Origin of the sequence: Nocardia xishanensis NBRC 101358 (assembly GCF_001613365.1) — a bacterium.
Lineage (GTDB): Bacteria > Actinomycetota > Actinomycetes > Mycobacteriales > Mycobacteriaceae > Nocardia > Nocardia xishanensis.
Window position 1 is genome coordinate 157,029 of sequence record NZ_BDCF01000014.1, and the last position, 25,293, is coordinate 182,321.

Consider the following 25,293-nt stretch of genomic DNA (forward strand, 5'->3'; position numbering starts at 1 on the left):
ATTCGTATCTCCCACGGTTTCGGGACCGGATCGGTTGGATACCTGTCGGCATGTCGTTCTGGCCGGCCGCATTCCGAGAGCTACATTCGGGCAATCACATGATCCTAATCCTCAACAAAAGGTTTAGACATGTGACAGATGTGAACTAGTGTGATCGTTGACGCATCAGGAAGCAACCCTGATTTCCGCACCTGATCACCAGTTCGACCTGATTGGAGATGCTCGTGCCGTACCGCAAACCGAAACGTTCTTACGTGCTCCCGATGGTGACCACGCTTGCGGTGGCGGCTCCGCTCGCGACACTCACGCAGAGCGATTCGACCGACTACCGCCCGGCCAACGAGTCCGAGCTGGCCGCGGTGCCTGCGCGCCTGGCCGAAGTGATGCTCACGCAGGTGCCGGATATCACCCTCCCGCTGCGGGAACTGACCGGCCTCGACCTCCCCGACCTGCGACTATCGGACCTACGGACGCTGCCGATCCCGTCCTCCATCCCGATACCGGATGGCCTGCCACTGCCGCCGGGCGTACAGCTGCCGAAGGAGATTCCGCTTCCCCGGCTCGCCCCCGGCCAGGCCGCGCCCGGCTTCACGGCGCCGACCACCACCATCCCCGCGGCGCCAGGGGCATCCGTCCGGTCCATCCCCGGCCAATCGCTCCCGGGACAACCCGCCGCCCCTGCCCCCGCGCAGTCTCTGCCAGTACAAACCGTCCCCAAGCCCATTCCGGGCCAGCCCATACCCGCCCCCGCTACGCCGAGTCCGGTGCCCAAGCCTGCGGCTCGCTTCATCTCCGACCCGGCGGCCCTGCCGGAGGGAATCACTCCCGACACGCCCGCACTGGCCCCCGGCGCGCTACCGTCCGAGGTTCTCGACCAGGTCGGCGCGCAGGTCAAAGAGCTGTCGCGGGAGACGCCGTTCAGCGTCGTCGCCCTCACCGCGCGGGATCTCGCGGACGCGCGCGCGATGGTGCGCGCCCGTCAACCCGACGGCACGTGGGGCCCTTGGTACGAGTCCGAACCGATCGACACCCGGCGCGACGACCGCGCACCGGCCGAGGGCACCGCGGGCACCGAGCCGATCTACGTCGGGAACACCAATTCGGTGCAGATTCTGGTCACCCGCAAATCAACTGCTACGGCTCCGCAAACTTCCAGTACCGCGCCGGGGGCCGGGTCGCTGCAACCCGTGCCCGCCGCCGCGCCGCACAGTGGCGATCCGGCACAATTCACGCCGCCGTCGCTCACCGCCGTACTGATCGATCCCGGCCGCGGCGCGAGCGACGGCGCGCTCACCGATGTCGCGGGCGCGCTGCCCGGCGGCGGACCGAACGTGATCACCCGGTCGCAGTGGGGCGCGGACGAATCCATTCGCTGCGACGAACCTACCTACGACGACGGCCTCGGCGGCGTCACCGTGCACCACACCGCGGGCCGCAACGACTACAGCAAGGCCGAATCGGCGGGCATCGTCCGCGCGATCTACACCTACCACGCCCAAACCCTCGGCTGGTGCGACATCGGGTACAACGCCCTGGTCGACAAGTACGGCCAAATCTTCGAGGGGCGCTACGGCGGGCTGGACCGCCCGGTGCAGGGCGCGCACGCGGGCGGGTTCAACGAGAACACCGCCGGCGTGGCCCTCATGGGCAATCACGAGTCCGAGGCGCCATCGGAGCAGGCGGTGAACGCCGTAGGCAAGTTCATCGGCTGGCGGACCAGGGTCGCGGGCCTGGACCCCAAGGGCCACACCACGATGTACTCCGAGGGCACCGAATACACCCCGTATGCCGAGGGCGAGGCCGTTGACCTGCCGATCGTGTTCGCGCACCGCGACGTCGGCAACACCGCCTGCCCAGGCGACGCCGCCTACGCGCTGATGGACCGAATTCGCGACATCGCCGCGGGCGCGGCGGGCGGCTCGGCGCCGCAGCAGAATCCGCGACGCCCGCACCTGCCGGAGCGCACCGAGTCCGATCTGGCGACGCTGGCCGCGCTGACGGCGCGGCTGATGAGCTTGGTGGACGAGAACATCATCGCCAAGCACTATTCGGCCAAGGGCGGTCCGGACGGCCCGCTGGGTCAGGCGATGTCCGAGCCGATGCCCGCCGCGCAGGGCCAGCAGTACGCGAAGTTCACCAACGGGTACGTCTACACCGCGCCCGACGGCCGTGTCATCGAGGTGATGGGCGCGATCCTGCAGCGCTTCCTCCAGCTCGGCGCCGACGCGGGCATTCTCGGCCTGCCGCTCACCGATGCCTACCCGGTGCCGGACGGCCTCAGGTCGGATTTCCAGTACGGCTCGCTGATCCTCAACCAGCTCACCGGGATCGTCACGACGGTCTGGAAGACCTACAACGAGACCTACCAGCAGGAGATGCGCCGTAACCAGGGCAACCAGGTCGCCGCGCCGGTTCCGCCCGCTCCGGCTCCCGTACCGGCGGCAGCCCCTGCCGTGCCAACCGAGCCGGTGGCTCCGGAGGGGGCACCGGAGGACGACGTCGCGCAGGATCCCGCGCCGGTCGGCTGAAAGTCGTTCAGTCCCACCAGCGTTCGAGCACCTGAGCGACACCGTTCTCGGCGTTGGTCGCGGTCACCTCGTCGGCCGCGGCCAACGCCTCCGGGTGCGCGTTGGCCATGGCCACGCCGTGCCCGGCCATCTCGAGCATCGGGACGTCGTTGGGCATGTCGCCGAAGGCGATGATCGCCGAGTGCTGCACCCCGAGCCGCTGCGCGACGGTGGCCAGACCGGACGCCTTGGTCACGCCCGGCGCCGACACCTCGATCAGCCCGTGGTCGGTGGAGTAGGTGATGTCGGCGCGATCGCCGATGAGCGGCGCGAGCACCGCGCGCATGTCGCCACTGAGCACACCGCGCAGCCGGATGAGCATCTTGATCGCGGGCGCGTCGATCACCTCGTGCCGTGCGACGGCCGTGTCGTCCGGGTTGAGCCAGGCGTGCTCGTACTCGGGTGAGCTGACGAACTGCGGCGTCGCCGCGTCGTGCGCGCTGGCGCCGACGCGTTCGGCGGCGAGACCGCAGCCGGGCAGCGCGCGCTCGGCCAGATCGGCGATCCAGCTCAGCGTGTCCACGTCCAGAGTCCGGCTCGCGAGTACCTTGTCCGCGGCGGCATCGTAGATCACCGCCCCGTTGCCGCAGACGCACAGCGGCGCGAAGCCAAGACCGTCGACCACCGGTTCGATCCAGCGTGGCGGCCTGCCGGTGGCCAGCACGAACGGCACCCCGTCGGCGATCAGCGCGGCGACCGCGGCCTTGGTGCGGACGGTCACTCGTTCATCGTGATCGATCAGGGTGCCGTCCACATCGGTGGCCACCATCTTCGGTTTGGGCAGGTGCAGGCGTGTCACCTCTTCCATCCTGCCGGAAAACCCGCTCGGGGCGGTGGCGGTCGGTGCGGGTTCGCCGGACATGCCCGGGCGGAAGTGTGGCACGCGCGTTCGCGGCGTCGTCCTTATGATCAGGGGCTAACACTCGAACGCCGGCCCGGCCGGCCGGAGAACCAGAGGACTGATGACCGGCTTCCTGCTACGACGCGCGCTCAATTATGTCGTGCTGTTGCTGCTGGCTTCGTTCCTGACGTTCAGCCTCGCGTCGCTGACATTTCGGCCGCTGGACAGTCTCGAACAGCGCAACCCCCGCCCGCCACAGGCGGTGATCGATGCCAAGGCCGAGGAATTGCATCTCGACGATCCGATTCCGCAGCGCTATATCACCTGGCTGAAGGGTATCCCCAGCGGGGATTTCGGCACGACGCTCGCGGGCCAACCGGTGAGCGAGGAATTGCCGCGCCGGGTCGCGGTGAGCCTGCGGCTGTTGATCGTCGGTTCGATCGTCGGCACGGTGCTCGGTGTGCTGATCGGCGCGGCGGGCGCGATTCGGCAATACAAATTCAGTGATTACTTCACGACCGTCGTCTCGCTGTTGATTCTCAGTACCCCGATATTCCTCCTGGCCACGCTGCTGAAATACGGGGCGCTGGAGATCAATTCGGCGACCGGCTCGCAGATATTCCTCTACACCGGCGAGACGTCGGCGAGCTCGATCGAGGGCTTCTGGCCGCAGCTGGTCGACCGGCTCCAGCATCTGGTGCTGCCCACCGCGGCGCTGGCGCTCGGCGGCATGGCGGGCTACAGCCGCTACCAGCGCAACGCGATGCTCGACGTGCTGCAGAGCGATTTCATACGCACCGCCCGCGCCAAGGGCCTGACCAGGAACAAGGCGCTCTACAAGCACGGACTGCGCACCGCGCTGATCCCGATGGCCACGCTGTTCGCCTACAGCCTCGGCGGCCTGATCACCGGCGCGACCTTCACCGAGAAGATCTTCGGCTGGCACGGCGTCGGCGAGTGGCTGGTCGATTCGATCAACGCCCAGGACCTGTACGTGGTGGTGACGGTGACCGCGTTCGCCGGTCTGGTCGTGCTGGTGTCCGGCCTGCTCTCCGACATCGTCTACGCGATTCTCGATCCCAGGGTGCGTGTGGGATGACCACTGATCGACTTCGCCCGGCGAATCCCGGCAGGGGGGCAGCAGCATGACCGAAGCCGAGATCATCGTCCAAGGCGCGCCAGAGGTCGCCGCGGCCGGGCGGCGCAAGCTGGTGCTGCGGCGTTTCCTGCGCAACAAGCCGGCGGTCGCCGGCGCCGTGGTGCTGGTGCTGCTGTTCGTCGCGAGTTTCGCGCTGCCGCCGTTGCTGCCATGGGACTACCAGGAGATGGACTACACCGCGCTGCTGAAACCGCCCAGCGCCGAACATCCCTTCGGCACCACCCAGATCGGTCAGGACGTGCTCGCGCAGACCCTGCGCGGATTGCAGAAATCGCTGGTCATCGGCCTGTGCGTGGCGCTGATCTCGACCACCATCGCGGCGACGACGGGCGCGCTCGCCGGTCTGCTCGGCGGCTGGACCGACCGGGCCATCATGTGGTTCGTCGACCTGCTGCTCGTGGTGCCGAGCTTCATCGTCATCGCGCTGTTCGCGCCGCGCACGAAGGGCAGTGGTTCGATCGCGCTGCTCATCGTGCTGCTCGCGGTGTTCGGCTGGATGATCAGCGCGCGCATCGTGCGCGGTCTGACGCTGAGCCTGCGTGATCGCGAATTCGTCAGGGCCGCACGGTACATGGGCGCGCCGACGCACACCGTCATCGTCAGCCACATCGTGCCCAACATCGCGTCGATCCTGATCATCGACACCACGCTCACCGTCGGCGCGGCGATCATGGCCGAAACGGGACTGAGCTTCCTCGGTTTCGGCGTGCAGCCGCCGGACGTCTCGCTCGGCTCACTGATCGCGGCGGGAACCAAGTCCGCGCTGACCTATCCGTGGCTGTTCCTGTTCTCCGGTGGCCTGCTGATCGTCACCGTGCTGTGCGCGAACCTGGTCGGTGACGGTTTGCGCGACGCGTTCGACCCGAGCGCCAAGCGGGCTCGGTCGCGCAAGAAGGCAAAGAAGGCTGAGGCATGACCGCCAATTCCACCGCCCCCCTCTTGGAGGTCTCCGATCTGCGAGTCTCCTTCCCCAGCGAGGAGGGCCGCATCGACGCCGTGCGCGGGGTGAACTACAGCGTCGCAGACGGCGAGGTGCTCGCCATCGTCGGCGAATCGGGTTCGGGCAAGTCGGTGTCGTCGCTGGCGGTGATGGGTCTGCTCCCCGAGCAGGCGCGGGTCAACGGGTCCATCCGGCTGCGCGGGCGCGAACTGCTGGGGCTGGCCGATCGGGAGATGTCGCGGTTGCGCGGCAGCTCGATCAGCATGGTCTTCCAGGACCCGCTCTCCGCGCTCACTCCGGTGTACCGGGTCGGCGATCAGATCGCCGAGGCGCTGCTCGCGCACGGCGCCCACAGCAGGAAGGAAGCCGCCGAGAAGGCGGTCGAGCTGCTGGAACTGGTCGGCATCGATGACGCGAGGACGCGCGCCAAGGCCTTCCCGCACGAGTTCTCCGGCGGTATGCGCCAGCGCGTGGTGATCGCGATGGCCATCGCCAACGATCCGGCGCTGATCATCTGCGACGAGCCGACCACCGCGCTGGACGTCACCGTGCAGAAGCAGATCCTGAATCTGCTGCGCAAGGCGCGTGACATCACCGGCGCGGGCGTCATCATGATCACCCACGACATGGGCATCGCCGCGACGCTGGCCGACCGGGTCGCGGTGATGTACGCGGGTCGCATCGTCGAAACCGCCACGGCGAGCGAACTTTTCAACGCGCCGCGGATGCCGTACACGGTCGGGCTGCTCGGCTCGATCCCGCGCATGGACGGGCCAGCGCGCAGGCCGCTCATCCCGATCGTCGGCGCGCCGCCCGCCATGCACGCGCTGCCGCCAGGCTGCTCGTTCGCGCCGCGCTGCCCGATCTCGATCGAGCAGTGCCGCGCCGCCGAGCCGCCGCTGGAGCCGACCGGCACCGGCCACGCCGCCGCCTGCATCCGCACCGAGGAGGTCGGCACGGACGGGCTGTTCGAGGCGTACCGCTCCGAGATCGAGGAGCCCGCAGCCGAGCCCGAGACCGGCAAGGGCGTGGTGCTCCGGGTCACCGACCTGGTCAAGACCTTCCCGATCACCTCGGGCGTGGTGTTCCAGCGCCGCAAGGGCGAGGTGCGCGCCGTCGACGGCATCAGCTTCGAGGTGCCAGCGGGACGAACGCTGGCGCTGGTCGGCGAGTCGGGATCGGGAAAGTCCACCACGCTCACCCAGATTCTCGACCTGGTGCAGCCGCAGTCGGGCACCATCGAGATCATGGGCCGCGACGTGTCCACCCTGACCAAGGCCGAGCGGCGCGAGATCCGGCGCACGATGCAGATCGTCTTCCAGGATCCGACCGCGTCGCTCGACCCGCGCCTGCCGATCTTCGACGCGCTGGCCCAACCGCTGCGCATCGACGGCCGCTCGCGCGCCGAGATCGCCCGCCGGGTGCCGGAACTGCTCGAGCAGGTCGGCTTGCGTCCCGAACACGCAGACCGCTATCCCGCCGATTTCTCCGGCGGGCAGAAACAACGCATCAGCATCGCGCGCGCCCTCGCGCTCGATCCCGAGCTGCTCGTGCTCGACGAGCCGGTGTCCTCGCTGGACGTCTCGATCCAGGCCGGTGTGCTGAACCTGCTGCGCGACCTGCAGACCGAGCGCGGCCTGTCGTATCTGTTCGTCTCGCACGATCTGTCGGTGGTGCGCAACCTGGCCCACCACATCGCGGTGATGTACCGCGGCAAGATCGTCGAATCCGGTCCGGCCGAGCAGATTTTCGCCAACCCCGCGCACGAGTACACCCGCAGGCTGATCGACGCGGTGCCCATGCCTGTGGTCAGCCGATAGTCAGGAGGGCAGCATGCGGATCCGATCGAAGGGAATGCGCTGGGTCGCGGGCGCGGTGGCGGTCGGGCTGATCGCCGCCGGGTGCGGCACAGCCGACGACGATTCGGCCGCCGGCCTGTCCGACGCGCTCGGCACCACAAGCGAAATCAATCCCAAACCCCGCGAAGAGGTCCGCGAAGGCGGCAATCTCCGGTTGGCGACCACCTCGTACCCGGCGAACTGGAACACCCTGTCCAACGACGGGAACGAAGGCGAGATCGCCGACATCGAGCGCCCGATGATGCCGCGCGCGTTCGACACCGACGCCGCGGGCGAATTGTCGATCAACCACGACTATTTCGCCGATGTCGCGCTGACCGGCACCGATCCGCAGCAGGTCACCTACACCATCAATCCGAAGGCCGTCTGGTCCGACGGCACCCCGATCACCTGGGAGGATTTCCGTTCCCAGGCGAACGCGCTGAGCGGCAGGGACAAGCGGTTCCTGATCGCCATCACCAACGGTTTCGAGTTCGTGGACAAGGTCGAGCGCGGCGTCGACGACCGCCAGGCCGTCCTCACGTTCAGCCACCCCTACGCCGAATGGCGCGGCCAGTTCGCAGGCAACGCCGCGCTGTTCCCGAAATCGGTGACGCAGGACCCCGACGCGTTCAACCACAGCCTGGCCGACGCGATGGGTCCGACTGCGGGACCGTTCCTTGTGCAGTCCACCGACCGCGGTCAGGGCCGAATCGTGTTGGGCCGCAACCCGAACTGGTGGGGCGAGCGCCCCAAGCTGGACACCATCACCTACTCGGTGCTGGATCGCAGCGCCTGGGTCGCCGCCCTGCAGAACAACGAGATCGACGCGGTACTGCTCAATTCGATCGACGACGTGAAGAACGTGCGTGGCACCGGCGGTCTCGAGGTGCGCAGGGCGCCGGGCAACCGCTGGCGACACATCACCTTCAACGGCGCCCCCGGCTCGATCCTCGCCGATCCCGCGGTGCGCGTGGCCATTTCGAAGGCGATCGATCGCCAGGGCATCGCCACCGCAACCCAGCACGGCTTGGTCGAGAGCCCCAAGCCGCTGAACAACCACGTCTATCTGCAAGGGCAGCACGGCTACCAGGACAACAGCCTGCCTTACGATCCCGAAGCGGCGGCGCGCGAACTCGACGCGCTCGGCTGGAAGCTCAACGGCGACGTCCGGGAGAAGGACGGGCGCAAGCTGATCATCCGCGACGTGATGTACAACGACGCGCTGTGGGTGCAGATCGCGCAGATCATCCAGCAGAATCTGGCGCGCATCGGCGTCGGGCTCGTCATCGACACCAAACCGGGCGCGGGCTACTTCACCGACGTCATCCAGCCGGGCGATTTCGACGCCGCCCAGTTCGTTTTCCAGGGTGACGCGTTCCCGCTCAGCAGTATTCGGCAGATCTACTACTACGACCCGAACGACCTGCAGGGCAACTTCGGGCGCATCGGCTCGCCGGAACTGAACGCGCTCATCGAGCGCACCCTGCGCGAGCTCGATCCCGCGAAGGCCATCGAGCTGGCCAACGAGGTGGACCGCAAAGTTTTCGAGGAGGGGCACTCGCTGCCGCTCACCCAGTCGGACGGCAGCTGGGGCGTCCGCGCCGAGGTGGCCAACTTCGGCTCGCCCGGCCTGGCGTCCTACGACTACACCAAGATCGGATTCGTGAAATGACCGCAGCACTCTCTTCTCGTCGTCGGCTCGGCCTCGGGATCGCCGCGCCCGCGCTGGCCGTCGCACTGCTGCTGGCGGGCTGCGGAGCGGACGCCTCCGTGCAGTCCGGCTCCAGTTCGATCGGCACGAGCAACGACATCAACCCCCGCGACCCCAGCGAGTTGCGCGAAGGCGGCAATCTGCGTTTGGCGCTGACCAGCTTCCCGGAGACCTTCAACTCCTCGCACGTGGACGCCTCGGGCGACGTCGGTGACGTCGTCGAGTGGATGCTGCCCGGCACTTTGAGTTCTGACGCGGCTGGTGAACTCACGACCGATTCCAATTACTTCACCCGTATCGAGCTGACCAACACCGAACCACAGCAGATCACCTACACCATCAACCCGAAGGCCGTCTGGTCCGACGGCAGCCCGATCACCTGGGAGGACCTGCGCTCCCAGGTGAACGCGCTGAGCGGCCGGAACACGGCGTACCAGGTGCGCGCGACCCAGGGCTACAGCCGGGTCGAGAAGGTGGAGCGCGGCGTCGACGACCGGCAGGCGATCGTCACCTTCGGCCAGCACTACGCCGAATGGCAGGGGCTGTTCAACCCGCTCTACCCGAAGGCGTCCACCGAATCGCCCGAGTCCTTCGAGAACTGGGCGCGCAACAGTCTGCCGATCTCGTCGGGTCCGTTCCTGATCGACTCGATCGACCGCGCTCAGCAGCGCATCGTGCTGAAGCGCAACCCGAAGTGGTGGGGTGACACCCCGAAGCTCGACACCGTCACCTTCAGCGTGCTCGACTACTCCGCGCGCATCTCCGCGCTGCAGAACAACGAGCTCGACTACGCGTCCGTATCCGGCATCGACGAGGTGAAGACCGCGACCAACTCGCCGGGCATCCGGGTGCGCCGCGCCGCCGCGCCGCGCTTCTCGCACTTCACCTTCAACGGCGCGCCCGGCTCGCTGCTCGAGGACGCGCGGCTGCGCGTCGCGATCGCCAAGGCCATCGACCGGCAGGGCATCGCCACCGCGACGCAGAACGGCATCGTCGACAACCCCAAGCCGCTGAACAACCACGTCTACCTGAACGGCCAGAAGGGCTACCAGGACAACGCCGCCGCCATCGCCTACGACCCCGCCGGCGCCGCTCGGATGCTCGACGAGCTGGGCTGGAAGCTCAACGGCGACGTGCGCGAGAAGGACGGCCGCAAGCTGGAACTGCGCAATGTGATGTACCAGCAGGACACCTGGGTTCAGATGGCCCAGATCGCCCAGCAGAACCTGGCCGCCATCGGCGTGAAGATGATCATCCAAACCTACCCGGGCAACGGCCTTTTCACCGACGTGATCGATCCGGGCAACTTCGAGATCTGCCAGTTCACCTGGTCCGGCGGCATTCTCCCGCTCGGCGCGCTGCCGCAGATCTACGCCTACGACCCGAACAACCGGCTGAGCAACAAGGGCCGCGTCGGCAGCCCCGAACTGAACGCGCTGATCGAGGAGACGATCTCCGAGCTCGATCCGGACAAGGCCATCGAGCTGGCCAACCGGGCCGACAAGATGATCTTCGACATCGGCCACTCGGTGCCGATCGTGCAGTCGGCGGGCACCGTCGCGGTGCGCGAGAACCTGGCCAATTACGGCGCGTTCGGGCTGGCCTCCTTCGACGCAACTAAAGTCGGCTTCGTGAAGTGACGTGATACCGCGTCGACATGACGCGGTATCACCGATCGGGCGTCGACAGATGTGGAAGGACCAGCTCTATGCGGACACGATCCTTGACCATCCGATTGGCGGCGCCGCTCGCCGCACTCGGCCTGATCCTGACCGGTTGTTCCGACAGCGGGAGCGTCACGCCGGGTACGAGCACGATCGGCAGCACCAACGACATCAATCCGGTGGACCCGAGCCAGCTGCGCGACGGCGGGAACCTTCGGCTGGTGCTGAGCTCGTTCCCGGAGAACTTCAACGTGCTCCATGTGGACGGCAATACCGAGAGCGGCGGACTGGTGGCGGGCCCGACCATGCCGACACCGTTCGTCAGCAACGCGGCGGGCGAGCTCTCGGTGGACCACAACTTCTTCACCGACGTGCAGCTCACCAACACCAGTCCGCAGCAGGTCACCTACACGATCAACCCGAAAGCGGTGTGGTCCGACGGCAGCCCGATCACCTGGGAGGACCTGCGCTCCCAGGCCAACGCGCTCAGCGGTAAGGACGACGCGTACCTGATCGCCGCGCTCAGCGGCTTCGACCGGGTGGAGAAGGTCGAGCGCGGTGTCGACGACCGGCAGGCGATCGTCACCTTCGCCCAGCCGTACGGCGAATGGCGCGGCCAGTTCGGCCCGCTCTACCCGAAGTCGGTCACGGGGTCTCCCGAAGCGTTCAACACCGCCAACCGGGATGGTCTGACGCTCAGCGCGGGCCCGTTCGTGATCAGCAACATCGACCGCGCGCAGCAGCGCATCACCCTGAGCCGCAACCCGAAGTGGTGGGGCGACACTCCGAAGCTGGACACCATCACGTTCAGCGTGCTCGACCACAGCGCCTGGCTGCCCGCGATCCAGAACAACGAGCTCGACATCGCCTACATGTCGGGCATCGAGAACGTGACGGCCGCTCGCAACGCGGCGAACGTGGTCATCCGGCGCACGCCGGAGCCGAGCTGGTCGCACCTGACCTTCAACGGCGCGCCCGGCTCGCTGCTGGAAGACCCGCAGCTGCGGATCGCCATCTCCAAGGCCATCGACCGGCAGGGCATCGTGACCGCGTCGCAGCACGGCGTGGTGGACGACCCCAAGCCGCTGAACAACCACATCTTCATGGCGGGCCAGAAGGGCTACCAGGACAACGCGGCGCCGATCGCCTACGACCCGGCCGAGGCGGCCAGGATGCTGGATGAGCTCGGCTGGAAGCTCAACGGCGATGTGCGCGAGAAGAACGGCCGCAGGCTGGAGATCCGCGATGTGATGTACCAGCAGGACGCCTGGGTGCAGACCGCGCAGATCGTGCAGCAGAATTTGGCCGCCGTCGGCGCGAAGCTGACCATCCAGACCGTGCCGGGCACCGGCCTGTTCAAGGACGTGATCGATCCGGGGAACTTCGACATCGCCCAGTTCAGCTGGGGCGGTAGCGCGCTACCGCTCGGCGCACTGCAGCAGATCTACTACTACGACCCGAACAACTTGATGGGCAACAAGGCCCGCATCGGGTCGCCCGAGCTGAACGCCATGATCGACAAGACCATCGCGGAGCTGGATCCCGACAAGGCGATCGAACTGGCCAACCAGTGCGATCAGATGATCTTCGCCGAGGGCTATTCGGTTCCGCTGAACCAGGCTTCGGGCACCTACGCGGCGCGCGACAACCTCGCCAACTACGGCGCGTTCGGCCTCGCGACGCCCGACTTCACCAAAGTCGGCTTCCTGAAGTGAGTTTCGGAGGCCACCCGCTGGCCTACCCGATCGGCGTCACGCTCGGCGCCCTCGCGGTCTGTGCCGCGTGGGCGCCGTTCGCCAGCGTCGATCAGTCGGCGGCGCTGGCGACGGTGGCGCTGGCGATCCTCGGCTACACCGGGATTCGCCTGGCCACGGCGTTCGGCAGGCTTCCGAACGGGTTACCGGATGCGGGGGCGGCGCGGGTCGCTCGGATTCGGCAACAGCACCGGTTGGTGAGCAGGTCCTGGTTGGAGGTGACCGGGCCCGGCGATTCGCGGCGATGGCTGCCTGTCTATTTCGATCCCGCGCTGCTGACCATGACCGAGACCGAGGCCAGGAGCGGGCGCGTCATCCACACGGGGGACCTGCGCCTGTACCCCTCGGGCGGCGCGCGCGACACCGAACCGCCCGGCCGTCTCGTCGACAATCCGACCCGGCCCGATCCCGACGCATCGCTGCTCGCCGCGACCGCCACCCGGCCGACCCGCCGCCTGCTGTTCGACGTTCAGTCCGCTGTGGCCGCGCCCTTCGCAGCGCTCCTGTGGATCTACATCGACGGCGGCGCCCTGCTCACCTTCACCGGCGCGCTCTGCGTGGCCGCCGCCACCGCCACCTGGCTCGCCGCCATTCGCGGGTCCGACCCGAGCTAGTCCTCCAGAACTGTTTTCCCGCTTCGCAGGCCCCGCAAGGTCCGCGAGGCGTGTGACGGGTCTGCGAGGCTGACACGATTCGCCGCCTGTGTCAGGGCGTGTGGTGCGCCTGTGGCGAACTCAGGTGAGCAGGCCGAGTGCGTCGGCGTGCACAAGGGTTTCGCGGACGTACCACGGTAACGGGACGCGGGTGGCTTCGGCGTAGGTCATCCATTCGAAATCACCGCGCCTCTGGAGTTCGAGCTCGGGCCGGATCTCGTTCTCGAAGCACCCGAACGTGATGGTGTGGACGTCGTCGTCGACGAAGTGGGTCAGCTCGTCGGCGACGAGGACGTCGAGACCGGTTTCCACGGAGACCTCGCGGCGGACGGTCTGCGCCGACGTCTCGTCCGGGGCGACGGCGCCGCCGGGGATCTCCCAGATGTCGGGCTCGGCGGTGTTCGAAACCCGATGCAGCAGTAGCACTCTCCCTGCCCGGATCAGTAGTGCGTAAGCCCGCCTTCGCTGTTCTGCCATGGTTTCTCCCTCCCGGATTTCCAGTCTGCCACGGGTACGCCGCAGTCGCGGTCAGGCACTCGCCGAGAAGTTTTGCGGCTCGAATTGGTCTGACCACTTGACCAGCTGACCAGCAAGGCGCACAGTAGACGCATGGCGTTGCAACCCGTGGTCAAAAGGTCGGTGTCGGCGGACGTGTTCGAGCAGATCGCCGCTGACGTGCTCAGCGGTGAACTCGCTCCCGGCTCGACGCTGCCGAGCGAACGTCAGCTGGCCGAGGCGCTCGGCGTCTCGCGACCCGCGGTGCGCGAGGCGCTGCAACGCCTGGCCGCGGCGGGACTGGTCGCGGTGCGGCAGGGCGACGCCACCACGGTGCTCGACTATCGGCGCGGGGCCGGCCTGGAGGTGCTGCCCCGATTGCTGGTCAGGGAGGGCATGCTCGAACCCGCCGTCGCGCGCAGCATCCTCGAGGTCCGCATGCACAACGGGCCGAAGGTCGCCGAGCTGGCGGCCGCGCGGCTGGGTGCGACAGGTTCGTCCAAGGCTGCGACGGACGGCGCCGCCGACCGCGACCAGGTGCGCGCCGATCTCGAGCGCAGCGTGTCGGCGCTGACCGCCGAAACCGATCCGATCGCGCTGCAACGGCACGCGCTGGAGTTCTGGGATCACGTGGTCGACGCGGCCGACTCGATCGTGTTCCGCCTGATGTTCAACATGCTGCGCGCCGCCTACGAACCCGCCCTCGCGGCGCTGGCCCCTGTCATGTCCGCCGAGGTGGGCAATGCCGATGGCTACCGCGAACTGGCCGCCGCCATCGTGGCGGGACGGCCGAAGAAGGCCGCCGACAAGGCTCGGGCCCTGCTCGAACCGGCGACCACCGCCCTGATCGAGGCCCTCGGCGGGCACTGATCACGCAACACCCGAGGTGACAACGATGTCCAAAACCCAACTGCGCCGGGGCCTGACGCTCGGCGGCGCCTTCCGCGAATTCGTTCGCCATCCCTCGCCGTGGATGATCGGCACCGCGCTGGCCGTAGCGCTTATCGCGCGAATCCTGGTGGGCGACTGGCAGATCGGTGACGCCGTGCTGCCGCTGGCGATGCTGGCGGCGTTCCCCGCGTTCGAGTGGGTCGTGCACGTCATGGTGCTGCACTGGCGGCCCAAGCGCCTCGGCCCGATCTCCCTGGACAGCGAGCTGGCTCGCAAACACCGTCAGCACCATGTGGATCCGCGCAACATCCCGCTGATCTTCATCCCGACCCGTTCGCTGGTGGTGGTCATCATCGCGCTGCTCGCGATCACTGCCCTGGCGTTCCCGCGACTCGGCCTCGGTTTGACGTTCCTGCTCACCGTCACGGTGCTCGGCTTGGGCTACGAGTGGACGCACTACCTGATCCATACCGACTACAAGCCGAAAAGGGCCGTGTACCGGGCGGTTTGGAAGAATCACCGGCATCACCACTACAAGAACGAGCACTTCTGGTTCACCGTGACCAGTTCGGGAACCGCGGATCGGCTTTTCGGTACGTATCCGGATCCGGCGAAGGTGGACACCTCGCCCACGGCGCGGAATCTGCACGGGGCACAGGTCGGCTGATCGAGCGGGCTTTCACCGGCCGGGTTCCTCCTGAAGGAGCTCGGCCGGTCGCTGGCGCGTCTACCCCTTGCAGAGCTTTTGCACGCTTCGCAGCGGATACAGGGCCTGCGAGGCGTATGAAACCTCTGCGAGGTAGATCCAGCCGGGATTCGGTGGCTGGTGCGCGTTACTCAGTTCAAAAGACGCCGTGCGATTGCGCGCGCGCGTTCCGCCGCGTCGGGCGTGCCTTCGCGGACGGCGGTGACGATCGCGCCGTCCACCAGTAGCGCGAACTCCGATGCCAGTTCGTCGGCATCGGACCGCCCCGCCGCCGTGAGCAATTCGCCGAGATACTCGATGACCCGCCGCTTGTGCCGATCCGCCACCCGGTGCGCGGCGGAGTCGCGGTCGGCCACCTCGATCATCGTGTTGATGAACGCGCAGCCGCGGAAGTCTTTGCGGGCGAACCGTTCCGCGAGGGCGTCGAAGACGGCGAGCGGGGCTTCTCCCGGTGTGGCGGCCCGTGCTTCGACGGACTCGCGCAGCCAGTCCAGCCAGCGGCGGTCGCGGTCTTCCAGCACGGCGACGACCAGGTCGTCCTTGCTGGCGAAGTGGCGGTAGAAGGAGGCGCGGCCGACGCCGGATTCCTGGAGCAAGCGGTCGACGCCGACGGCGCGGACGCCCTCGGCGTAGAAGAGATCCTCGGCGGTGGTGAGCAGACGCTGCCTGGCCTGGGTTGCCATACCTCCACCGTAGCAGAACGGCACCGGTCGGTACCGAAATGCTTGACCAAAACGGAACCAATCAGTACCATTCTGATTCGGTACCGATTGGTGCCGTTTCGGTTCGAACAATGGAGATCCGATGTCCCGCCTCCCGATCCTCACCACCGACAGCGCCGATGCCGTGCAGGCCGAACTGCTCGGCGAGGTGCAGCGCCAACTCGGCCGGGTGCCGAATCTCTATGCCACCCTTGCCAACAGCCCCGCGACCCTGCGCGGCTACCTGTCCCTGCGCGACACACTGACCGGCGGCAAGCTGGGCGCACGCACCCGCGAACAGCTGGCGCTGCTGGTCGCCGCCGAGAACGGCTGCGACTACTGCGTCGCCGCGCACACCATGCGCGCCGGGCGAATGGGCTTGAGCGAGGACGAGATCGCGGCCACCCGCGCGGGCAGCGCGACAGACCCGCACGCGGACGCGGTGCTGCGTTTCGCGCGCGCCGTAATGCGTTCGCGCGGACGCGTCGACGACGCCCTGCTCACCGAGGTCCGCACCCACGGCGTGACCGACGCCGAATTGGCCGAGACCGTCGGCCACGTCGCGCTGAATGTGCTGTCCAACTACTTCAACCACGTCGCGAAGCCCGAGCTGGACTTCCCGGCCGCGACCCCCACCGCACCGGAAGGAACCACCATGAACACCACTTGGCGTACCGCGACCAGCGTCGAACTCGTCGAGGGCTACTCGCTGCTCGACCGGACCGGCCAACCGGTGCGGCGGATCGAGGACGTGCAGATCCGCATCGAGGGCGGCTTCCTGCACGTGCGCACCGCACCCGAAGCCGAGATCCAGGTGGTGTCCGCCCCGGCCGTGGCCCGAGTCGCCTACCGCGATTGATCTCGAGCCGATCCCGCACCCCACCGAACGGCGGGCGATGCACGCGGCGACCGTGAGCCGACCGCACACAGCGCCCGCCATCCCATCATCGAGACCTCCTCCACCGACCGCGATTTCACGCTACTTCCATCTTGACATTCCGATACCTTAGGGGGGTATGGTACCGACCGCAGCGAGAACCTCGCTCCGGAAAGGATGGAAATGTCATGACTAAGCAGACCGCGCCCAGCACCCGCAGGTGGTGGGCGCTCGCGGTGATCGCCGCCGCGCAATTCATGGTCATCATGGACACCTCGATCATCGGCATCGCGCTGCCGAAAATGCAGGCCGAACTCGGCTTCTCCCAAGAGAACCTGACCTGGGTGTTCAACGCGTACGTGGTCGCCTTCGGCGGCCTGCTGCTGCTCGGCGGCCGGCTGTCCGATCTGCTCGGCGCGCGCCGGGTGTTCGCCGCGGGCTGGCTGACGCTGCTGGTCGGCTCCGTGATCGCCGGAGCGGCGGGCAATGTAGCCACCGAGCTGATCGGCCGGGCCGTCCAGGGCGGCGGCGCCGCGCTCATCGCACCCTCGGCGCTGACGCTGCTGATGACGCTCTTCGGCTCCTCGCCGCAGGAGCTGACGAAGGCGCTGGCCGTCTACGGCGCGGCGGCGCCCGCCGGCGGTACCGCGGGCGTCTTCCTCGGCGGCGTCATCACCGAATATGTCAGCTGGCCTTGGGTTTTCTACATCAACATCCCGATCGCGCTGCTCGCGCTCGTCGCCGTGCCCGCGCTGATGCCGAGCGCCCCCGCACGGCCCGGCTCGATCGATCTGCTCGGCGCCGCCACGGTGACCGCAGGTCTCGCCGCCGCCGTCTACGGCATCGTCCGCGCGCCGGAAGCCGCGTGGGCCTCCGGCCAGACCTGGGGCGTACTCGCCATCGCGGCCGCGCTGCTCGCCGGCTTCGTCGTCGTCCAGTCACGCCGCCGCGAGCCGCTGATGCGCCTCGGCATCTTCCGCGCGCCGAATCTGGCCGCGGCGAATATCGCTCAGCTGCTGCTCGGCGCGGCGTGGGTGCCGATGTGGTTCTTCCTGAACCTCTACCTACAGCAGGTGCTCGGCTACAGCGCGTTCCCGTCGGGCGCGGCGCTGTTGCCGATGACCACGCTGATCATGCTCGGCATGATCGTGCTCGCCCCGCGCGCCATGCAGCGCTTCGGAGCCAAGCCGATGATCGTCACCGGCCTGCTCGTGCTCGGTCTCGGCCTCGGCATCATGTCGCTGGTGCGGCCCACCGGGAACTTCTGGGTCGACGTGCTGCCCGCCTCACTGGTGGCCGCAGGCGGCATGTCGCTGGCCTTCATACCCTCGCTGGGTACCGCTATCTCGGCGGCTCGCCCGGAGGAGGGCGGCCTCGCCTCGGGCATCGTCAATGTCAGCTACCAGGTGGGCTCGGCCGTCGGCCTGGCCGCTATGACGGCCGTCGCCGCCGCGTTCGGCGCCGATCAGGTGACGGATATCCCCGAGCTGACCAGCGGTTTCTCGGCCGCCTTCCTGGGCGCGGCGGTGATCGCGCTCGCCGGAGCGGGCATCGCCGCCGTCACCATGCGGACATCAGCGCCGGAGCCGGTACCCGAACGGGTTTGACAAAATACCCTAGGGGGGTATGGTAGAGCCCGAGCACAACGACAACCCGGAAACGGAGCCCCGATGAACGCGACAACCAAGTTCGCCGGCTTCACCCTCGGACTCGCGGCGGTCTTCGGCATCGCGCTCGCGACCGGAGCGGCGCTCGGCCCGGAACCCGCCGATACCCCCGCCCACGACACCCCCGCGACCGGACCCGCGACCGGGTCCGGCACGGAGGAACCGCCCGGCGGTCTGCTGGTCACCTCCGGCGGCTACACCCTGAGCCTGGATACCCCGCAGACCGCAGCGGCCCCCAACACGCGGCTGCGGTTCCGCATCCTGGATCAGCAGGGCGCACCGGTCACCCGCTACGTCCGCAGCCACGACAAGGACCTGCACCTGATCGTGGTCCGCCGGGACATGTCCGCCTTCCAGCACGTGCACCCGGTACTGGACGGCAAAGGCACCTGGAGCGTCCCCCTCGACCTCACCCGCGCGGGCGACTACCGCGTCTTCGCCGACTTCACTCCCGACGGCGGCGAGAACCTGACACTCGGAGCCGACCTGCGCGTCGCGGGCGCCTACGACCCGCGGCCGCTGCCGGTCGCGGCGCGCACCGCCACGGTGAACGGCTATACCGTCAGCCTGGACGGCGCGATCACCCCGGGCCGGTCCGCCCAGGTGACGCTTTCGGTTAGCAAGGACGGCAAGCCGGTCACCGATTTGCAGCCCTACCTCGGCGCGTACGGCCACCTGGTCGCGCTGCGCGCCGCCGACCTCGCCTACCTGCACGTTCATCCGGAGGGCCACCCCGGCGACGGCGTCACGCCCGCGGGTCCCGGCATCACTTTCGCCATGACGGCGCCGAGCGCTGGCGACTACCGCCTGTTCCTCGATTTCCAGCACGAAGGGGTGGTGCGCACCGCCGAGTTCACGGTCTCGGTACCGTCGGGCGACGCGCAGACCGCAGAGCAGGCCGAGCACGGCGCGAACACCGGCCACGGCCACTGATCACCCCCTTGCCGCACAGAAAGGAATTCCGATGACGACCACGACGCAATCACCTGCCACCGGCCAGGTCGAATTGGTGATCGGCGGCATGACCTGCGCGTCGTGCGCCAACCGCATCGAGAAGAAGCTCAACAAGCTGGACGGCGTCACCGCCACCGTCAACTACGCGACCGAGAAGGCGCGGGTCGACTTCACCGGTGACATCTCCCCGGAGGACCTGATCGCCACCGTCGAGCAGGCCGGCTACACCGCCGCACTGCCCGCGCCGCAGGTTCCCGCCGCGGACGCGTCGGAAGACGCTGCCGCCGAGGCGGATCCGACCGCTGCCCTGCGGACCCGGCTGCTCGTCTCACTGGTGCTGACCGTTCCGGTGATCGCCATGGCGATGATCCCCGCTTTGCAGTTCACCAACTGGCAGTGGCTCTCGCTGACACTGGCCGCCCCGGTCGTGGTCTGGGGCGCGCTGCCGTTCCACCGCGCGGCATGGACCAACCTGTGGCACGGCACCGCCACCATGGACACCCTGGTGTCGATGGGCACCCTCGCCGCGCTCGGCTGGTCGCTGTACGCGCTGTTCTGGGGCACCGCGGGCACGCCGGGCATGACCCACCCGTTCGAGTTCACGATTTCGCGGATGGACGGCACCGGGAACATCTATCTGGAGGCCGCGGCGGGCGTCACCACGTTCATCCTGGCCGGGCGCTTCTTCGAGGCCAGGTCCAAGCGGCGGGCCGGTGCGGCATTGCGCGCCCTGCTCGAGCTCGGCGCCAAGGAAGTGTCGGTGGTTCGTCGCGGCGCGAGCGACGGGCCCGGAGGAGGCAGCGAGCGTAACCACGCAGGGCCCCGGGAGCGCCGCCATGGAGACCTCGTCGAGCGGCGGATTCCGATCGAACAGCTCGGTGTGGGTGACGAATTCGTGGTCCGCCCCGGCGAGAAGATCGCCACCGACGGCGTGATCGTCGAAGGTTCCTCCGCGGTCGACGCCTCGATGCTCACCGGCGAATCGGTGCCGGTCGAGGTCGGCAAGGACGACGCCGTGGTCGGCGCGACGGTCAACGTCGGCGGCAGGCTCGTGGTGCGCGCCACCAGGATCGGGGCCGACACCCAGCTCGCGCAGATGGCGAAGCTCGTCGAGGACGCGCAGACCGGCAAGGCGCAGGCGCAGCGGCTGGCCGACAAGATCTCCGGGATCTTCGTACCGGTGGTGATCGCGCTCGCGGTCGCGACGCTCGGATTCTGGCTCGGCACCGGCGGTTCCGTCGCGGCGGCGTTCACCGCCGCGGTCGCGGTGCTGATCATCGCCTGCCCGTGCGCCCTCGGCCTGGCCACCCCGACCGCGCTGATGGTCGGCACCGGACGCGGCGCGCAGCTCGGAATCCTGATCAAGGGTCCCGAAGTGCTCGAGTCGACCCGCCGGGTGGACACCGTCGTGCTGGACAAGACCGGCACCGTCACCACCGGCAAGATGACCCTGCTCGACGTGATCGCCGCCGACGGCGAGGACGTGGGCGAAGTACTGGCTCTGGCCGGGGCGCTGGAGGATTCGTCGGAGCACCCGATCGCGCAGGCGATCGCCAAGGGCGCCCGCGAGAAGGTCGGCGAGCTCGCGCCGATCGAGGAGTTCGCCAATATCGAGGGTCTCGGTGTGCAGGGCGTGGTGGACGGGCACGCGGTGATCGTCGGCCGGGCCCGGCTGCTGGCCGACTGGTCGCAGCGCCTCGATGCCGAGCTGGAGCGGGCCATGCACGCGGCCGAATCCGAGGGCAAGACCGCGGTCGCGGTCGGCTGGGACGGCAAGGCGCGTGGCGTGCTCGTGGTGGCCGACGCGGTGAAACCGACCTCGGCCGAGGCGATCTCGCAGCTGAAGGCGCTCGGTCTCACCCCGATCATGCTGACCGGCGACAACAAGGCGGCGGCGAAGGCCATCGCCGATCAGGTCGGCATCGACGAGGTGATCGCCGAGGTGCTGCCGCAGGACAAGGTCGCGACCGTGGAGCGGTTGCAGTCCGAGGGCAAGGTGGTCGCGATGGTCGGCGACGGCGTCAACGACGCCGCGGCGCTGGCCAAGGCCGATCTCGGTCTGGCCATGGGCACCGGCACCGACGTCGCCATCGAGGCGAGCGATCTGACCCTGGTGCGCGGCGACCTGCGCGCCGCCGCGGACGCGATCCGGTTGTCCCGCAAGACACTCGGCACCATCAAGGGCAACCTGTTCTGGGCCTTCGCCTACAACGTGGCCGCGATCCCGCTGGCCATGGCGGGCCTGCTCAACCCGATGCTCGCCGGGGCGGCGATGGCGTTCTCCTCGGTGTTCGTCGTCAGCAACAGCCTGCGACTGCGCGGCTTCCGGTCCACCGCGCTGTAGCGCGAAACGAAACAGCGCTGTAGCGCGAAACCCACCCGCGCGAAACCGATCAGGGCGGGGCGGCACCCCAAGGCCGTCCCGCCCTCGTCATGTGTGCAGGGTCAGTCGAACGAAGGACGCACCACGCTGTGGGCGGTGACCTTGTAGGTCGCCAGGATAACGCCGTTGCCCAGGACCTCGGAGTCGGCCAGCTCCATGGTGTCCTCGGCCTCGACGTCGTCGAACAGCCGCTGGCCCTTGCCGAGCAGCACCGGGTAGATCACCAGCCGGTACTCGTCGACGAGGTGGTTGGCGCGCAGCGTGTTGATCAGGTTGCCGCTGCCGAAGACCAGCAGATTCCGCTCGGCGCGCAGCTTGGCCACGCCCTCGGCGACATCGCCCTCGATGCGGTCGGCATTCCATGCCAGCTCGGTGAGCGAGGTGGTGGCGACGTGCTTGGGCATGCTGTTCATCCGGACCTTGTACTCGCCCTCCTCGGGGTGGTCCGGCCAGGCCGCGGCGAAGCCCTCGTAGGTCGTGCGGCCGAGCAGCAGCGCGTCGGCGTCGAACACCTCGCGGCTCTTGAAGTTCGCGATGCTGTCGTTCCAGAACGGGAACGTCCAGGCGGGATTCTCGATGATCCCGTCGGCGGAAACGAATTCGGAGACGACGACCTTGCCCATTGTGTGACCTCGCTTGTCTGGCTGTGCCCGGAGCTTCCGGAGCATCTCACACATGCAGACGGGACCGGCTCGCGAAACTCATCGCCGCGAAAAATCGCTCGCGGCAGCACCGTCGCCGCCGTACCGTGCTTGTCATGTTCCGGCTCGCCATCGTCCTGGAGCCCGCGGTCGCGGGCGCGATGGCGGCTGCCATGGCAGCGGCGGCAGTGGCCGCGCTGTTCGACGGCGCCCGACGCTGACCTTCCCCGGGATGTCCCGGGACCTCCGACGGGGAAGGTGCCCCCGTCGGAGAGGTCCCCAATGACATTCGGGCGCTCGCCCGGAAACCGAGGAACAACACATGTCGAAGCACAGCTACGTCCGCACCAAGCCGCACCTGAACATCGGCACCATGGGGCACGTCGACCACGGCAAGACCACGCTGACCGCCGCGATCACCAAGGTGCTCGCCGAGCGGGGCGGCGGCGCTTTCGTGCCGTTCGACCGAATCGACCGCCCCCGAAGAGGCCATGCGCGGCATCACGATCAACATCGCGCACGTCGAATACGAGACGGCCACAAGGCATTACGCGCACGTCGACATGCCGGGGCACGCCGACTTCGTGAAGAACATGATCACCGGCGCGTCCCAGCTGGACGGCGCGATCCTGGTGGTCTCCGCACAGGACGGCGTGATGCCGCAGACGGCCGAGCACGTGCTGCTGGCCAGGCAGGTCGGCGTCGAGCACATCGTGGTGGCGCTCAACAAGGCCGACGCGGGCGACCCGGAACTGCTCGAGCTGATCGAGCTGGAGATCCGCGAACTGCTCACGGCCCAGAGCTATCCGGGCGACACCGCGCCGATCGTGCGGGTCTCCGGGCTGCGCGCGCTCGCGGGCGACGAGCGCTGGACGGCGGCGCTGCTCGAGCTGCTCGACGCGATCGACGCGCACGTGCCGATACCGGTGCGCTACACCGACGCGCCGTTCCTGCTTCCGGTGGAGAACGTCCTCACCATCACCGGGCGCGGAACGGTCGTCACCGGGGCGATCGAGCGCGGCCGGGTCCGGCTCGGTGACCGGGTCGAGCTGCTCGGTCTCGGCGGCGAGGTACTCACGACCGTGGTCACCGGCGTCGAAACATTCGGCAAGACCATGGAGTTCGCCGAGGCGGGCGACAATGTCGCGCTGCTGCTGCGCGGCGTGCAGCGCGGTCAGGTCCGCCGCGGCCAGGTGGTCGCCGCGCCGGGCAGCATCGCGGTGCGCACCCGTTTCACCGCACCGGCGCACAGACCTCGCATATGACGTCGACGCTTCGCAGAGGCTGTACCGCCTGCGAGGCGTCAAGACGGGCTGCGAAGACTGGCGTCGGCGGCGGGTGTTTTCGCGCTGGTCAGGCGGGTACGCAGGAAGGACGATGGGCTTCCACGGTCCGAGGAGTTGCGGGCATGGAGTGGTTCACGGCGCCCGAATACTGGCAGGCCAGGCTGGTGTTCCAGCGTGGGTTGGCCGTGGTGTACCTGCTCGGCTTCCTCGGGGCTGCTCTGCAATTCCGCGCGCTGATCGGTGAGCACGGCATGCTGCCCGCGCCGCGGTTCCTGCGGCGGGTTTCGCCGCGACGGACGCCGAGCTTGTTCCACCTGCACTATTCGGACCGGTTCTTCGCGGGTGTCGCGTGGGCGGGGGTGGCGCTGGCGGCCGCGCTGGTCGCGGGGGTCGCGGATCTGGTGCCGCTGTGGGCGGCCATGGCGCTGTGGGCGGTGCTGTGGGGGCTGTACCTCTCGATCGTCAACGTCGGCCAGGTGTGGTACTCCTTCGGCTGGGAATCGCTGCTGCTCGAGACCGGTTTTCTCGCGATCTTCCTCGGCAACGACACCGTGGCTCCGCCGCTGCTCGTGCTGCTGCTGGCCCGCTGGCTGCTGTTCCGGGTGGAGTTCGGCGCCGGGCTGATCAAGATGCGCGGCGACCCATGCTGGCGCGATCTGACCTGCCTCTACTACCACCACGAGACCCAGCCGATGCCGGGACCGCTCAGCTGGTTCTTCCATCACCTGCCGCGGCCGCTGCACCGGGTGGAGGTGGCGGCCAATCACGTCGCCCAGCTGGTGGTGCCGTTCGGGTTGTTCACGCCGCAACCGGTGGCGAGCATCGCCGCCGCGCTGATCATCGTGACCCAGCTGTGGCTGGTGCTCTCCGGCAACTTCGCCTGGCTGAACTGGCTGACGATCCTGCTCGCGGTCACGGCGCTGGACGGTTGGGTGTTCGGCCCGCTGCCCATCCCCGCGGCGCGGACGCTGCCGGAGCCACCGCTCTGGTTCGTGGGCGCGGTACTGGTCCTGACCGTGGCGACGGTCGGCATGAGCTACTGGCCGGTGCGCAACATGTGCTCCAGAAACCAGCGCATGAACACCTCGTTCAACCCGTACCACCTGGTCAACACCTACGGCGCCTTCGGCAGCATCGACCGGATACGCAACGAGGTGGTGATCGAAGGCACCGCGGACGCCCGCATCTCCGACGAGACCGTCTGGCGTGAATACGAATTCAAGGGCAAACCCGGTGACCCGCGCCACTGGCCGCGGCAGTTCGCGCCCTATCACCTGCGACTGGACTGGCTGATGTGGTTCGCCGCCATCTCACCGCGCTACGCGGCGTCCTGGCTGCTGCCTTTCGTCGTCCGTCTGCTCCAGAACGACCCGGCCACCCTGCGCCTGCTGCGCCGCTGCCCGTTTCCCGACAGTCCGCCCCGCTACATCCGCGCCCGCCTCTACGAGTACCACTACACCTCCCCGCGCGAACTCCGCCGCGATCGCACCTGCTGGCGCCGCGAACTCGTCGACGACTACCTCCCGCCGCTCTCCCTGCACCAGGCCCGCGGCTTCGCCTGA

The 25,293-nt window shown here is 68.3% G+C and carries 19 protein-coding genes and 1 pseudogene; 16 read left to right on the forward strand and 4 right to left on the reverse strand.

All coding sequences use genetic code 11. The features are described 5' to 3' along the window. Nucleotides 1–263 precede the first annotated feature (263 nt). Nucleotides 264–2,528 carry an N-acetylmuramoyl-L-alanine amidase gene (locus NX1_RS14010; protein WP_245668496.1) on the forward strand — a complete coding sequence of 755 codons (2,265 nt, stop codon included), beginning with the start codon at nucleotides 264–266 and terminating at the stop codon, nucleotides 2,526–2,528. A gap of 7 nt (nucleotides 2,529–2,535) precedes the next feature. Here NX1_RS14010 and NX1_RS14015 read toward each other — a convergent pair whose 3' ends face one another. Then, the gene (locus NX1_RS14015; RefSeq protein WP_068058403.1) at nucleotides 2,536–3,375 is read right to left on the reverse strand and encodes a Cof-type HAD-IIB family hydrolase; all 840 of its coding nucleotides are present in this window, start codon (nucleotides 3,373–3,375) and stop codon (nucleotides 2,536–2,538) included. A gap of 154 nt (nucleotides 3,376–3,529) precedes the next feature. Between NX1_RS14015 and NX1_RS14020 the strand changes: the two genes are divergently transcribed. The 7 genes from NX1_RS14020 (at nucleotide 3,530) to NX1_RS14050 (ending at nucleotide 13,091) form a co-directional block, all read left to right on the forward strand. Continuing rightward, nucleotides 3,530–4,507, forward strand: coding sequence for an ABC transporter permease (locus NX1_RS14020; protein WP_068058404.1), 978 nt, complete (start codon nucleotides 3,530–3,532; stop codon nucleotides 4,505–4,507). A 46-nt stretch (nucleotides 4,508–4,553) separates the two neighbouring features. After that, a complete protein-coding gene (locus NX1_RS14025; protein ID WP_068058406.1) occupies nucleotides 4,554–5,483 on the forward strand; it encodes an ABC transporter permease in 930 nt (309 codons plus the stop codon). Then, a complete protein-coding gene (locus NX1_RS14030; protein ID WP_068058408.1) occupies nucleotides 5,480–7,327 on the forward strand; it encodes an ABC transporter ATP-binding protein in 1,848 nt (615 codons plus the stop codon). Before NX1_RS14025 ends, NX1_RS14030 begins: the two co-directional genes overlap by 4 nt. Before the next feature lie 13 nt (nucleotides 7,328–7,340). Next, nucleotides 7,341–9,020: an ABC transporter family substrate-binding protein gene (locus tag NX1_RS14035; protein ID WP_068058410.1), complete on the forward strand. Its 1,680-nt coding sequence runs from the start codon at nucleotides 7,341–7,343 to the stop codon at nucleotides 9,018–9,020. Continuing rightward, a complete protein-coding gene (locus NX1_RS14040) occupies nucleotides 9,017–10,699 on the forward strand; it encodes an ABC transporter family substrate-binding protein (protein ID WP_068058411.1) in 1,683 nt (560 codons plus the stop codon). Before NX1_RS14035 ends, NX1_RS14040 begins: the two co-directional genes overlap by 4 nt. Before the next feature lie 68 nt (nucleotides 10,700–10,767). After that, the gene (locus NX1_RS14045; RefSeq protein ID WP_068058412.1) at nucleotides 10,768–12,438 is read left to right on the forward strand and encodes an ABC transporter family substrate-binding protein; all 1,671 of its coding nucleotides are present in this window, start codon (nucleotides 10,768–10,770) and stop codon (nucleotides 12,436–12,438) included. Further along, on the forward strand, nucleotides 12,435–13,091 hold the full coding sequence (locus tag NX1_RS14050; protein ID WP_084501416.1) for a hypothetical protein: 657 nt from the start codon (nucleotides 12,435–12,437) through the stop codon (nucleotides 13,089–13,091). The genes NX1_RS14045 and NX1_RS14050 overlap by 4 nt, the downstream gene beginning before the upstream one ends. Before the next feature lie 120 nt (nucleotides 13,092–13,211). On the opposite strand, the gene NX1_RS14055 is transcribed toward NX1_RS14050, so the two are convergent. Further along, nucleotides 13,212–13,607, reverse strand: coding sequence for an NUDIX domain-containing protein (locus tag NX1_RS14055; protein WP_084501417.1), 396 nt, complete (start codon nucleotides 13,605–13,607; stop codon nucleotides 13,212–13,214). A gap of 132 nt (nucleotides 13,608–13,739) precedes the next feature. Between NX1_RS14055 and NX1_RS14060 the strand changes: the two genes are divergently transcribed. Then, complete coding sequence (locus tag NX1_RS14060; protein ID WP_068058415.1) at nucleotides 13,740–14,495, forward strand: FadR/GntR family transcriptional regulator; 756 nt, start codon at nucleotides 13,740–13,742, stop codon at nucleotides 14,493–14,495. Nucleotides 14,496–14,520: 25 nt separating this feature from the next. Continuing rightward, nucleotides 14,521–15,183 (forward strand): sterol desaturase family protein, encoded by a 663-nt coding sequence (locus tag NX1_RS14065; RefSeq protein WP_068058517.1) that lies wholly within the window; start codon nucleotides 14,521–14,523, stop codon nucleotides 15,181–15,183. Nucleotides 15,184–15,353: 170 nt separating this feature from the next. Here NX1_RS14065 and NX1_RS14070 read toward each other — a convergent pair whose 3' ends face one another. Continuing rightward, the gene (locus NX1_RS14070) at nucleotides 15,354–15,905 is read right to left on the reverse strand and encodes a TetR/AcrR family transcriptional regulator (RefSeq protein WP_068058418.1); all 552 of its coding nucleotides are present in this window, start codon (nucleotides 15,903–15,905) and stop codon (nucleotides 15,354–15,356) included. Nucleotides 15,906–16,026: 121 nt separating this feature from the next. Between NX1_RS14070 and NX1_RS14075 the strand changes: the two genes are divergently transcribed. The 4 genes from NX1_RS14075 (at nucleotide 16,027) to NX1_RS14090 (ending at nucleotide 21,765) form a co-directional block, all read left to right on the forward strand. Next, the gene (locus NX1_RS14075) at nucleotides 16,027–16,782 is read left to right on the forward strand and encodes a carboxymuconolactone decarboxylase family protein (protein ID WP_068058420.1); all 756 of its coding nucleotides are present in this window, start codon (nucleotides 16,027–16,029) and stop codon (nucleotides 16,780–16,782) included. 206 nt (nucleotides 16,783–16,988) lie between these two features. Next, nucleotides 16,989–18,407: an MFS transporter gene (locus NX1_RS14080; RefSeq protein WP_068058422.1), complete on the forward strand. Its 1,419-nt coding sequence runs from the start codon at nucleotides 16,989–16,991 to the stop codon at nucleotides 18,405–18,407. 63 nt (nucleotides 18,408–18,470) lie between these two features. Next, nucleotides 18,471–19,400, forward strand: coding sequence for a DUF8832 domain-containing protein (locus NX1_RS14085; protein ID WP_068058424.1), 930 nt, complete (start codon nucleotides 18,471–18,473; stop codon nucleotides 19,398–19,400). A 31-nt stretch (nucleotides 19,401–19,431) separates the two neighbouring features. Continuing rightward, on the forward strand, nucleotides 19,432–21,765 hold the full coding sequence (locus tag NX1_RS14090; protein WP_068058427.1) for a heavy metal translocating P-type ATPase: 2,334 nt from the start codon (nucleotides 19,432–19,434) through the stop codon (nucleotides 21,763–21,765). A 101-nt stretch (nucleotides 21,766–21,866) separates the two neighbouring features. On the opposite strand, the gene NX1_RS14095 is transcribed toward NX1_RS14090, so the two are convergent. Then, the gene (locus tag NX1_RS14095) at nucleotides 21,867–22,427 is read right to left on the reverse strand and encodes a dihydrofolate reductase family protein (RefSeq protein WP_068058429.1); all 561 of its coding nucleotides are present in this window, start codon (nucleotides 22,425–22,427) and stop codon (nucleotides 21,867–21,869) included. A 340-nt stretch (nucleotides 22,428–22,767) separates the two neighbouring features. Between NX1_RS14095 and NX1_RS38385 the strand changes: the two are divergent. Then, nucleotides 22,768–23,680: pseudogene (locus NX1_RS38385) on the forward strand (elongation factor Tu); the annotation flags it as partial. Nucleotides 23,681–23,853: 173 nt separating this feature from the next. After that, nucleotides 23,854–25,293, forward strand: a complete 1,440-nt coding sequence (locus NX1_RS14105) for a lipase maturation factor family protein (RefSeq protein ID WP_068058431.1) — start codon at nucleotides 23,854–23,856, stop codon at nucleotides 25,291–25,293.

What these genes read in the sequence shown, in the direction of transcription:
- NX1_RS14095 (WP_068058429.1), bottom strand. Translation starts at nt 22,427, where the DNA reads ATGGGCAAGGTCGTCGTCTCCGAATTCGTTTCCGCCGACGGGATCATC.
- NX1_RS14090 (WP_068058427.1), top strand. Translation starts at nt 19,432, where the DNA reads ATGACGACCACGACGCAATCACCTGCCACCGGCCAGGTCGAATTGGTG.
- NX1_RS14025 (WP_068058406.1), top strand. Translation starts at nt 4,554, where the DNA reads ATGACCGAAGCCGAGATCATCGTCCAAGGCGCGCCAGAGGTCGCCGCG.
- NX1_RS14015 (WP_068058403.1), bottom strand. Translation starts at nt 3,375, where the DNA reads ATGGAAGAGGTGACACGCCTGCACCTGCCCAAACCGAAGATGGTGGCC.
- NX1_RS14060 (WP_068058415.1), top strand. Translation starts at nt 13,740, where the DNA reads ATGGCGTTGCAACCCGTGGTCAAAAGGTCGGTGTCGGCGGACGTGTTC.
- NX1_RS14010 (WP_245668496.1), top strand. Translation starts at nt 264, where the DNA reads ATGGTGACCACGCTTGCGGTGGCGGCTCCGCTCGCGACACTCACGCAG.
- NX1_RS14055 (WP_084501417.1), bottom strand. Translation starts at nt 13,607, where the DNA reads ATGGCAGAACAGCGAAGGCGGGCTTACGCACTACTGATCCGGGCAGGG.
- NX1_RS14045 (WP_068058412.1), top strand. Translation starts at nt 10,768, where the DNA reads ATGCGGACACGATCCTTGACCATCCGATTGGCGGCGCCGCTCGCCGCA.
- NX1_RS14075 (WP_068058420.1), top strand. Translation starts at nt 16,027, where the DNA reads ATGTCCCGCCTCCCGATCCTCACCACCGACAGCGCCGATGCCGTGCAG.
- NX1_RS14035 (WP_068058410.1), top strand. Translation starts at nt 7,341, where the DNA reads ATGCGGATCCGATCGAAGGGAATGCGCTGGGTCGCGGGCGCGGTGGCG.
- NX1_RS14080 (WP_068058422.1), top strand. Translation starts at nt 16,989, where the DNA reads ATGACTAAGCAGACCGCGCCCAGCACCCGCAGGTGGTGGGCGCTCGCG.
- NX1_RS14040 (WP_068058411.1), top strand. Translation starts at nt 9,017, where the DNA reads ATGACCGCAGCACTCTCTTCTCGTCGTCGGCTCGGCCTCGGGATCGCC.
- NX1_RS14020 (WP_068058404.1), top strand. Translation starts at nt 3,530, where the DNA reads ATGACCGGCTTCCTGCTACGACGCGCGCTCAATTATGTCGTGCTGTTG.
- NX1_RS14105 (WP_068058431.1), top strand. Translation starts at nt 23,854, where the DNA reads ATGGAGTGGTTCACGGCGCCCGAATACTGGCAGGCCAGGCTGGTGTTC.
- NX1_RS14065 (WP_068058517.1), top strand. Translation starts at nt 14,521, where the DNA reads ATGTCCAAAACCCAACTGCGCCGGGGCCTGACGCTCGGCGGCGCCTTC.
- NX1_RS14070 (WP_068058418.1), bottom strand. Translation starts at nt 15,905, where the DNA reads ATGGCAACCCAGGCCAGGCAGCGTCTGCTCACCACCGCCGAGGATCTC.
- NX1_RS14085 (WP_068058424.1), top strand. Translation starts at nt 18,471, where the DNA reads ATGAACGCGACAACCAAGTTCGCCGGCTTCACCCTCGGACTCGCGGCG.
- NX1_RS14030 (WP_068058408.1), top strand. Translation starts at nt 5,480, where the DNA reads ATGACCGCCAATTCCACCGCCCCCCTCTTGGAGGTCTCCGATCTGCGA.